This window comes from Aeromonas sp. QDB23 (genome assembly GCF_027707745.1).
Taxonomy (GTDB): domain Bacteria; phylum Pseudomonadota; class Gammaproteobacteria; order Enterobacterales; family Aeromonadaceae; genus Aeromonas; species Aeromonas allosaccharophila.
Map to the genome: position 1 here is coordinate 26,966 of NZ_JAPCJA010000051.1, position 10,735 is coordinate 37,700.

At 53.1% G+C, this 10,735-nt stretch carries 7 protein-coding genes; all 7 read left to right on the forward strand.

The features are described 5' to 3' along the window. Positions 1–10: 10 nt before the first annotated feature. Positions 11–940, forward strand: a complete 930-nt coding sequence (locus tag PG888_RS18355) for a TIGR01212 family radical SAM protein (RefSeq protein ID WP_182939395.1) — start codon at positions 11–13, stop codon at positions 938–940. A gap of 374 nt (positions 941–1,314) precedes the next feature. After that, positions 1,315–3,459 (forward strand): type I secretion system permease/ATPase, encoded by a 2,145-nt coding sequence (locus tag PG888_RS18360; RefSeq protein ID WP_042057686.1) that lies wholly within the window; start codon positions 1,315–1,317, stop codon positions 3,457–3,459. Beyond that, on the forward strand, positions 3,452–4,885 hold the full coding sequence (locus PG888_RS18365) for an HlyD family type I secretion periplasmic adaptor subunit (RefSeq protein WP_162491778.1): 1,434 nt from the start codon (positions 3,452–3,454) through the stop codon (positions 4,883–4,885). The genes PG888_RS18360 and PG888_RS18365 overlap by 8 nt, the downstream gene beginning before the upstream one ends. Positions 4,886–4,923: 38 nt before the next feature. Further along, positions 4,924–6,249: a TolC family outer membrane protein gene (locus PG888_RS18370; RefSeq protein WP_042057685.1), complete on the forward strand. Its 1,326-nt coding sequence runs from the start codon at positions 4,924–4,926 to the stop codon at positions 6,247–6,249. Between the two features lie 134 nt (positions 6,250–6,383). Next, complete coding sequence (locus PG888_RS18375) at positions 6,384–7,136, forward strand: transglutaminase-like cysteine peptidase (protein ID WP_182939728.1); 753 nt, start codon at positions 6,384–6,386, stop codon at positions 7,134–7,136. Between the two features lie 3 nt (positions 7,137–7,139). Next, positions 7,140–9,065 carry an EAL domain-containing protein gene (locus PG888_RS18380; RefSeq protein WP_182939396.1) on the forward strand — a complete coding sequence of 642 codons (1,926 nt, stop codon included), beginning with the start codon at positions 7,140–7,142 and terminating at the stop codon, positions 9,063–9,065. A 157-nt stretch (positions 9,066–9,222) separates the two neighbouring features. Beyond that, positions 9,223–10,735: retention module-containing protein (locus PG888_RS18385; RefSeq protein ID WP_270693975.1), on the forward strand; the 1,513-nt coding region annotated here is incomplete at its 3' end.

Genomic DNA, 10,735 nt, shown 5'->3' on the forward strand with positions numbered 1-10,735 from the left:
CGGAGGTGTCATGCAGTTACACGAACTCGTCAATACATTCGGTCAGGATCTCAAGCAGCGTCACGGTCAGAAGATCCACAAACTCTCCATCCACGGTGCCTTCACCTGCCCGAACCGGGACGGCACCCTGGGCCGCGGTGGCTGCACCTTCTGCAATGTCTCCTCTTTTGCCGACGAGTCGGCCCAGCAACTCTCCGTGGTGCAACAACTGCTGGCACGCCGCGATGAAGTCACCCGTGCCAAGCGTTATCTCGCCTACTTTCAGGCCTATACCAGCACCTATGCCGAGGTCGAGTATCTGCAGCGTATGTATGAAGATGCGCTGTCGGTGAGCGATATGGTGGGGCTCTGTGTGGGCACTCGCCCTGATTGCGTGCCGGATGCGGTGCTGGATCTGCTGGCGGGCTATCAGGCCCGGGGTTACGAGGTGTGGCTGGAGCTCGGGCTGCAAAGCGCCAACGACAAAACCCTGCAACGGATCAATCGCGGCCACGGCTATGCCGCCTATGAGGATGCGGTAAGACGTGCCCATCAGCGTGGCATCAAGGTATGTGCTCATCTGATCGTTGGCTTGCCAGGCGAAGTGCCGATGGACAGCCTCGATACCCTGCATCGCATCGTGGAGACCGGCGTTGAGGGGATCAAGCTGCATCCGCTTCATGTGGTTGAGGGCAGTACTCTTGGCAAGGCATGGCAAGCGGGGCGGCTTGAGGTATTGACGCTGGAGCAGTATGTGGAAGCAGCTGTCGCCATGATCCAGCACACGCCGCCCGAGGTGGTGTATCACCGGATCTCGGCATCGGCGCGCCGTCCGACCCTGCTGGCGCCGGTCTGGTGTGAAAATCGCTGGACGGCCATGGCGGACATTGCCAAAGCCCTCTCATTGAGCGGCCCGCAAGGTCACTCGCTGGGAAGACCCTTCATACTTCCTGACCTATAATTGAGTGCGTAGTTATTATTTTTACAAAAAACATAGGGTTATATAAAAAAGTTCATACCGTAAACTATAGTTTTGGTACGTTTCGGTTGATATAGTGATGCGCCATAAAAAATGTCGTTATCAATTAACATCGGCATTCACTCTGGTTAGCGTGTTAGCATGACATCGATGAAATCATGCTTTACCAATAATGAATCATGCTGCAATTGTTTCCTGACTGGTAAATATGGGGAAGGTTGCGCTTTATCCAGACCGGTTTATCTACTGAACAGGCACCTCAGTGGGAGTGTGACTCGGTGTTGAGAGTCGCTATTGCAGGATAATATGAGTGGTTATTCTTCGTGTCGGCCTCATTTATGCAGTGACAGGATGCTATGCAAGCAGAAACAAGTCGTATTGATGAGTTATTGGAGTGTCTGGTCTTCTTGACCCGTTTTTATGGTGTGCCCAACAGCCAGGATGCCCTGACGACCGGGTTGCCACTGGTCTCCGGACGCCTGACTACCGCACTCTTTTGCCGTGCTGCCGAGCGGGGCGGTTTATCCGCCCGTGAAGTGATCCAGCCACTGGCCGATATCTCTCCCTTGCTGCTGCCCTGCGTATTGCAGATGCGCAGTGGTGGCGCCTGCATTTTGCTGGAGTGGAACGAAGATCGCAGCCAGGGCAAGGTGATCTTCCCGCAGGCCGGTGATGCCGCGCAATGGCTGACGGCTGCCCAGTTGGGTGATGAGTATCTGGGTCGCCTCTTCTATGTGAAGAAGCAGTTCAAGTTTGACGAGCGCTCGCCCAAGGTGCTGGAAACCCGTGATGGCCACTGGTTCTGGAGCACCTTGTTCGAATCCCGCGGCATCTATCGTGATGTATTGATCGCCTCCATTCTGATCAACCTGTTTGCCATCGCCAGCCCCCTCTTTACCATGAACGTCTATGACAAGATTGTGCCCAATCTGGCGTTTGATTCGCTCTGGGTACTGGCGGTCGGGGCCATGGTGGTCTTTACCTTCGATTTTGTGATGCGACAGTTGCGCAGTTACTTTATCGATATCGCCGGTAAAAAGTCCGATGTGCTGTTGTCGGCCAAGATTTTCGCCAAGGTAATGGGCATGCGGATGGAGTCTCGTCCCGCCTCTACCGGTGCTTTCGCCAAACATCTGCAGGAGTTTGAATCGGTGCGGGAGTTTTTCACCTCCGCGACCGTTTCGACCCTTATCGATCTTCCCTTTGCCGTCTTCTTCCTCTTTATCATCTGGATGTTTGCCGGCGTGATGGTGGTTGTGCCCATCGTGGCCATGCTGATCCTGGTCGCCTATAGCTTTTATATACAAGAGCCGCTCAAGCAGTCCATCGAAGAGGGCTCGCGTCTGGCCTCCCAGAAAAACGCCAACCTGATTGAAAGTATTTCCGGGCTGGAAACCGTCAAGATCTTCGGTGCCGAGAGTATGTTCCAGCATCGCTGGGAACAGGCCGTCTCCCATATTTCCACCTGGGGCGTGCAGACCCGCCGCATTACCAACTCCATGTCATCGCTGGCCAGTTACATCCAGCAGGTGGTGACCGTCGGACTGGTGATCGTCGGTGTTTACCAGATATCCGAAGGCTTGGTCACCATGGGGGGGATGATTGCTGCCGTGATGCTCTCCAGCCGAGCGATTGCGCCCATGGTGCAGCTCTCCGTGCTGTCGACCCGCTATAACCAGGCCAAGTCTGCGTTGGATATTCTGGAAAAAATCATGCAAACCCCGGGGGAGCAGGAGGAGGGCAAGCAATATATTCATCATCCGGTGATTGCCGGTCGCATTGAATTTGAAAATGTCTCCTTCAAATATCCGGGAATGGAAACCAGCACTCTGCACAATATCAATTTGCGTATTCAGCCGGGTGAAAAGGTGGCGATTATCGGCCGGATTGGTGCGGGCAAAACGACCCTTGAGAAATTGCTGATGGGACTGTATCGGCCGACCGATGGTTCGGTGCGCATCGATGGATTTGAACTGGATCAGCTGCCCTCTGCGGTGATCCGCCGCAATATCGGCTGTGTCCCGCAAGATGTCATCCTGTTCTTTGGTTCGGTGCGAGACAACATCATGCTGGGCAATCCACTAGTGGATGATGTGCGGGTTTTGCGTGCCGCCAAGCGGGCGGGCGTCACCAACTTTACCAACCGGGATCCCAACGGGCTGGACCGCCAGATTGGCGAGGGGGGCCGCCAGCTCTCCGGTGGCCAGCGTCAGGCGATCTTGCTGGCGCGCGCCCTGCTCAATGATCCCCCCATTCTGGTGATGGATGAGCCGACCTCCAACATGGACAACCAGTCAGAGATGCAGGTGAAACAGGAGCTGGCTCGACTCGGCCCGGAAACCACCTTGATCCTCATCACTCACAAGACCTCGATGCTGGATGTGGCGTCACGGGTGATTGTCATCGAACAGGGGCAAATTGTTGCTGATGGCCCCAAAGAGGCGGTGTTGCAGCAGTTGAAGGAAGGCAAGGTGCGTGTGCAGGAGGTGTCTCATGGTTAAGGGGATCATGAGCTGGTTCAAACGCAGCAAAAAGGCGCCTTCCGGCGATGTATTGCCAGCACCCGAGCATCTGGAGTTTGTCGATGATGGTGCTGCGGCTGTACTGCTGACCACGCCGACCGGCGCTCGCATCCTGCTATGGTGCTGTTTCCTCTTTTTCATGAGCGCCATCGTCTGGGCGGCCTGGGCCGAGCTTGATGAAGTCACCGTGGGTCAGGGCAAGGTGATCCCATCCCGCCAACTGCAGGTGATCCAGAACCTGGAAGGGGGGATCGTCAAAGAGATCTTCGTCAAGGAGGGCGACATCGTCGAAAAGGGGCAGCCACTGCTGCGCATCGATGACACCCGTTTCCGCTCCGATTTTCGTGAGCGTGAGCAGGAGGTGGTCACCCTGAAAGGGGATGTGGCCCGTCTGCGCGCCGAGATGGCCAGTGTCGAGGTGAAAAATGAGCCTGCGCTGGGATGGCGTGAACAGGTGGTAGTGGGAGAGGCACCTATCCAGTTCCCCGATGGTTATGAAACCGTCTTTGCCGAATATGCCAACCGTGAGCGCTCGGTACAGCGGGATCGTCTGAATAACCTGAAGAACCAGCTCTATATTCTTGGTCAGCAGATCGAGCAGAAAGAGCAGGAACTGATCGAACTGAATGCCAAAATCCGTACCGTGAACCGCAGTGTGGATTTGGCCAGACAAGAGCTCAATATTAGTCGTCCGCTGGCGAAAGAAGGTATAGTGCCTCAAGTGGAGCTAATCAAGTTGGAGCGTCAGGTCAACGAGATGCAGGGGGAGCTGGAGAGCAACCGCCTGCTGATTCCAAAACTCAATTCGGTGTTGCGTGAGACCATCTCCAAGCGCAACGATATTGCGCTGAAGTTCAGGGCAGACTCCCAGACCGAACTGAATGAGAAGCAGGGGCGGCTTGGCCAGTTGTCAGAGGGGCAGGTCGGCTTGAGAGACAGGGTGGATCGCACCAGTGTGATCGCACCGCTTAAAGGCACCATTAAAAAACTCAAGATCAACACCCTGGGCGGCGTGGTTCAGCCCGGCATGGATTTGATGGAGATCGTGCCGCTGGAGGATACCTTGCTGGTGGAGGCCAAAGTATCACCGAAAGATATTGCCTTCCTGCGTCCAGGGCTGGAGGCCATCGTCAAAATTACTGCCTATGACTTTACAATCTATGGAGGATTGCATGGCAAGGTTGAACAGATAAGTGCGGACTCGATCCAGGATGAGGAGGGGAACTCCTTTTATCTGGTTCGGGTGCGTACCGAGAAGAGTTACTTGGGCGATGAGCTTAACGCACTTCCCATCATCCCCGGTATGTTAGCCAGTGCTGATATCATTACTGGTAAAAAAAGTGTCCTAGACTATTTGCTGAAACCCATATTAAGGGCAAGGCAGTCGGCACTGAGAGAACGATAAGCCAACAATCTAAAAAACAAAACATGACTGGAGATAACATGAAAAAAACGATTGTTGCCATGCTGGTCAGTGGCATCACCCTGATCCCCGGCCTGGGTCAGGCTCAGACTCTGGAAGAGTCGGTGGCACAGACACTCGCAACGCATCCCAAGATCAAGGAAGCGTTTGATCTTTATCAGGCACGCCTCTATCAGCATGATGGAGCAAAGGGTGGCTATTATCCTACGATCGATCTGCGTGGTGGCGTAGGCTATGAAAAAACTGACAGTCCTTCTACCCGGGCTGCCAGCGCCAACAGCAATATTGATGACTCCATGACTCGTAAAGAGGCAGGACTGAGTTTACGGCAAATGTTGTTTGATGGCTTTGATGTCAGCAACAACGTGTCCAGAACAGAAGCTGAAGCCAATGCCCAGCGTCTGGCGATGATCTCCGAGGCAGAGAACACCGCGCTGCGGGTAGCTGAGGTCTACCTCAATATGCTGCGCCAGCAGGAGATCCTGGAGCTCTCCAAGCAGAACCTGGAAACACACGAACAGATCCGCAGCGACATCAGCAAGCGGACTGATTCCGGGCTGGGTTCTACCGCAGACCAGACCCAGATCGATGGTCGTGTTGCTCGAGCCTATTCGAACCAGGCTGCTGCCGAGAACAACTATCGCGATGCAGAGAGTGAATTTATTCGTGTCGTGAACGAGGTTCCCAAAGATCTGGTACAGCCGGTTCCCAATACCGAGCTTATCCCGACCAGCCTCGATACTGCCCTGAAAACGGCGACCGAAGTCCACCCGACCCTGCTATCTTCCCTGCAGGATATTGAAGCGGCCAAGTATCAGCATGAAGGTGCCAAGTCCGGTTTCTACCCCAATGTGACATTTGAGGTAGATCAGAACTGGAATGAGGATATCGATGCGGTCAAAGGACGTAACGATGACCTGACCGCCATGGTGCGGATGCGTTACAACCTGTTCCGTGGCGGTTCTGATGTGGCAGAGAGCAATGCAACATCGGCGCTCTACTCTCAGGCGAAAGACATTCATCTGAATGCGTTCCGCCAGGTGGAGGAAGGAACTCGTTTGGCCTGGAATGCGAAAGAGTCGCTGGCCAAGCAAAAAACCTTCCTGAAAGAGCATGTTGACGCCAGCTACGATACCGTACAGGCATATAAGAAGCAGTTTGGCTTGGGTCAACGGACATTGCTGGACGTATTGAACACCGAGAACGAATTGTTCGAGGCGCGTCGCAGCTACATCACTGCCGAGTATGATGCACTGCTGGCGGACTATCGCATTCTTAACGCGACAGGCAGCCTGCTCAATGCATTTAGCGTCAAACAACCCGCTGAATGGCAGGCCAAGCAATAACCGTTTGCCCATGATCCAGCCGGGATGATGGACGCCATCATGGTGACTGCTGCTTGCAGTCACCATGTTTGGCTAAAGCAGGTGGTTGCACGGGTTTGAGGAGTGCAGCAGCAATAATGCAGCAGGAATATGATGTGACACTCCAGCGCGGGATCGGTGGCAGATGGTGTTATCTCCTCAATGAATGGAGATACCGATCGCTACGTGCTCTGCGCCACTCCCTATGGATCCTGCTGTTACCCTTCTCACTGTTGCTCTGTGCCAGTCAGCCTTTGCCACAAGAAGATCTCAACTTGATCAAGCGGGCGGAGCAGACTTATGGCGTCAGAGCCGGCAAGCGTGTTACCAGTTGGCGTATGCTGGTCATGGAGACGAAGGGCAGAGCCCTGAGCGAAGAAAAAAAGCTCGAACGGGTAAATAATTTTTTCAATCGGATGCGTTTTATTGACGATATCAAGTTGTGGCGTAAGAAAGATTATTGGGCAACCCCGTTGGAATTTTTGGGGGCAGCCGGGGGAGACTGTGAAGACTTCAGTATTGCCAAATATTCAACTTTGCTTGAATTGGGTATCCCGGATGAAAAAATGAGGATGGTGTACGTCAAGGCGCTCGATTATAACCAGTTTCATATGGTTGTTGCCTATTACGAGACGCCATCATCGGTCCCGGTGATCCTGGACAATCTTATCGGTTCTATCCGTCCGGCAAGTCAACGTCGGGATCTGGTACCTATTTATAGCTTTAACGGTAGTCACTTGTGGTTGATGAAGGCGCGTGGCCAAGGGGAACTGGCTGGTCAATCATCTCGCTTGGGATTATGGAATGATTTACGCAATCGCATGACATCGGGGCGATTGGCTCGGCCTGTGGTGAATTTGGATGATTAACCTATGACGCTCTATCGACAGTTATTAGCCACCATGCTGCTGCTGTTTGGATTGTTATTTGCGGCCACATACTGGGTGCAATTCAATTCAACCCGCACTTATCTGGCGCAGCAACAGGAAACAACGGTCATCAATACAGCAACCTCACTTGGGCTTGCTCTCACCCCCTATCTGGAGAATGGTGACAAGGTCGGTGCCGAGTCGGTGATCCAGGCCATCTTTGATGGCGGCTATTATCGACTGGTTCGCCTCGATCTGCTGGCATCAAAGGATGTTATCGAGCAGGAAAATACCAACACCATTCAGGGTGTGCCGCAGTGGTTTATCAATTTGGGGCTGTTTCCCGAGGTATCCAACGAGTCAATTTTGACGTCTGGCTGGCTGCAGCTTGGAAAATTAAAAGTGGTTGGCCATCCGGGCCAGGCTTATTACGAGTTGTGGCGCGGAATGAGCGAACTGGCGAGCTGGTTTCTGGTCGGTTTCTTGATCACCACGATTTTGTTGATGAGAGCACTTAATTACTTGCTCAAGCCACTCAAACAGATCTGTGAACAGGCAGTCGAGATTGAGCTGCACCATTTTGGTCATACGATACCGGAGCCTAACACCCATGAATTGAAGCAGGTCGTTCAAGCGATCAATACCCTATCAGGCAAGTTGGCGTTGCAGTTCAAAGAGCAAGCCGATGAGGCCGAGAAATTGCGTGAACGGGTTTATGTCGATGCTGTGTCTGGCCTTGGCAACCGCGCCTATTTTGTAGGGCAAGTGAACGCATGGATAGCGGAGGCTGGTCAAGGTGGTGTCATGCTTGTTGCGGTCGATATGCTGGACGATATCTATCGTGATGAAGGCTTTGCGGCCAGAGACAACATGGTCAAATCGATCGCACAGGCCTTGAAAGAGCAATTAAAAGGGTGGGATGGCGCAGCCTTGGCACGGATCTCTGCGACGGAATATGCGTTGCTATGTCCAACCGACGACCTCACTCAGCTCAAGGAGTTGGCTGAAGTGATTAATAGCCGCATCGCCGATCTGGTGGTGAATCCAATGGGCGAAGGCGATGCGCTCTCCGTCATCGGTATTGCCGGTCGTGATGGTAATGATGATCTCTCTGCCTTGTTGACCAAGGCCGATAATGCGCTTGGCAAGGCGCGCAATGAACGCCGCGGTGCTGTCGTGATGGAAGGGGGCACCGAACAAGGTTTGATGGGGCGTTTGGCCTGGCGAGATTTGGTCCAAGATGCCATCTCACGGCAACTCTGGCGTTTCAAAGCCCAACCAGCTTGCCGATTCGATAATGGCGCCAGGTTGCATGCCGAGCTGTTTGCCTCTATCTCCCGTGATGGCACAGACTATTTTGCTGGCCAGTTCTTGCCCGCAATTGAACAGTTCAAATTGGGTGGCGAGTTTGACCAGGCGGTTCTCGATGCCTGCGTTCCTTTATTACAAAAGCAGTCTGATCTGGTGCTTGCGATCAACATCACTGCTGGCTCGCTCTGCTCGGATGAATTTTTAACCTGGCTGACGGGCTATCTGACCGATCATGCCGAGTTGAAAGAGCGGTTGCTATTCGAAATACCTGAAGTCGCCATCATGAAGCATAAAGATAACGTCGCTGCATTGGTGGGCACTTTGCAGGCACATGGCTTCCAGTGGGGGGTTGACCACTATGGTCGTCACTTCCAGTCGCTGGGTTATCTGGAGGAGTTGTCGCCAGCTTATGTCAAGGTCGACCATGGTTATACCAGCCAGGTTATGGAGCCGGGAGCTGACACCTCATTCTTGGCCGCAGTGTGCCGAGCTGCGCACAATGCGGGTGTGACCACCATTGCGACCCGTGTCGAAGATCAACATCAAGTCGAGTTGCTCTCCAAGTTGCATATCGATGGTTATCAGGGATTTGTTCACCCCACCTTCCCATTGTCTTGAATAAGACGCCATAAAATGGCCCCGAATGGGGTCATTTTTATATCTATCTATTCTCTTTTCTCCATCTTTATATAATCAAAGTACACGTAGTGCTGAATGGGGCTGCCTATAGAGCTCTGATTTATATTGAAAAAACTGAACTCTTCGATTTTTTTCCGTGTACCTGTTCGATGCAGATCGAAATGCATACATTTTTGCAACGGAACAGAACGCTATCTCCTTCTACCGTATAGACATCAAGATCTGTCACGTTGGAGCAATGGATATGCGTACCCAAATTATCGACAAGTCCGTGGTTGTCTCAGCCATCGAAGGGAATGTGGAGATTGTGTTGGCTGATGGAAGCCGCCGCCCTCTGCAAAAAGGTGAAATCCTCCAACCCGGAGCCAAGTTGACCATAGCGGATGATGCCAAGCTGGCACTTTCCCCTTATGACGACACACCTGCACAGAATTCACCTACGGGTTCCGAGTCGGTTGAGCCAGGTCAACCGCAAGGGGCTTCGCCCACCGAAGGCGCCCCTTCCGATATTGCCGCATTGCAGCAATCGATTCTGCAAGGTGTGGACCCTACTCAGAATTTTGAGGCTTCTGCAGCTGGTGGTGCTCCTGCTGCCGGTGGTGGTGGCGGTATTGGAGGCGTCGCCGGAGCGAGTGGTAATGGTGGCTTTGTCACTATCGATCGAACTGGTGATGCGACCATTGCCGAGGCCGGTTTTGATACTACTTACGATACAGGTGTCGTTATCAATGAAAATCAGGCAGAAGATTTAATTCTTGAGAATCAACTTGATGATTTGAGTGAAGCCGTCGTGACCCTCGAAGACTCTCAGGTCAGCGGTAATCTGCTCGAAAATAGCACCAATCCTGATGGACCAGCTGATGCCTCTATCGTTTCATATGACTGGGGTATCAACATCGGTGTGCCTGCTGGAGTTGCTGCCACTATTACTGGTGTGGGCACGCTGAGCATCAATCCGGATGGGAGTTATACCTTCACGCCAGCGCCTAACTATGATGGCGCCGTTCCCCCAATAAATTATCAGGTGACTGATGGCCAGGACACAGTGACATCAACACTCGTTATCTCCATCACTCCGGTTGATGAAGAAGTAGATCTGGCTGGGCTGGATCGGGAAGGGGGTGAGGTACAAGTCAGCGATACCAATTTAGCGGATGGCTCGGCTCCCAACGCTGCAGCCTTGACGCAAAGTGGGGTGTTTACCTTCAATGCTCCTGACGGCGTCCAGAGCTTGACTCTGGGGGGCGTTACATTGATCACCGATGGCCAGTTAGGCGCGTCGTTTCCACAGTCCATTATCAGCCCATTAGGAAATGTACTGACCATCACAGCGGTGACCTACAACCCCGCGACCGGTGAAGGGCAAGTCAGTTACAGCTATACCCTTGGCGATAATGAAAACCATACAAGACCCGTCAATGACACCTCCCTGAGCGAAAGCTTCAGCGTTGTACTGATCGATAGTGATGGTGATACGGCCAGCGATACCCTTGATGTCACCATTTTGGATGACATACCAACTCTGGCTGATGGGGAAGAACAATCTGTGCGCAGTTTGGTCCATGAAGATGTGCTGACCAGCGGCAACAGCGAAGGGTCTGGCCAGAGTGTGAGCGCAACAGGGCTGGCTGGTACCCTCAATGGGCTGG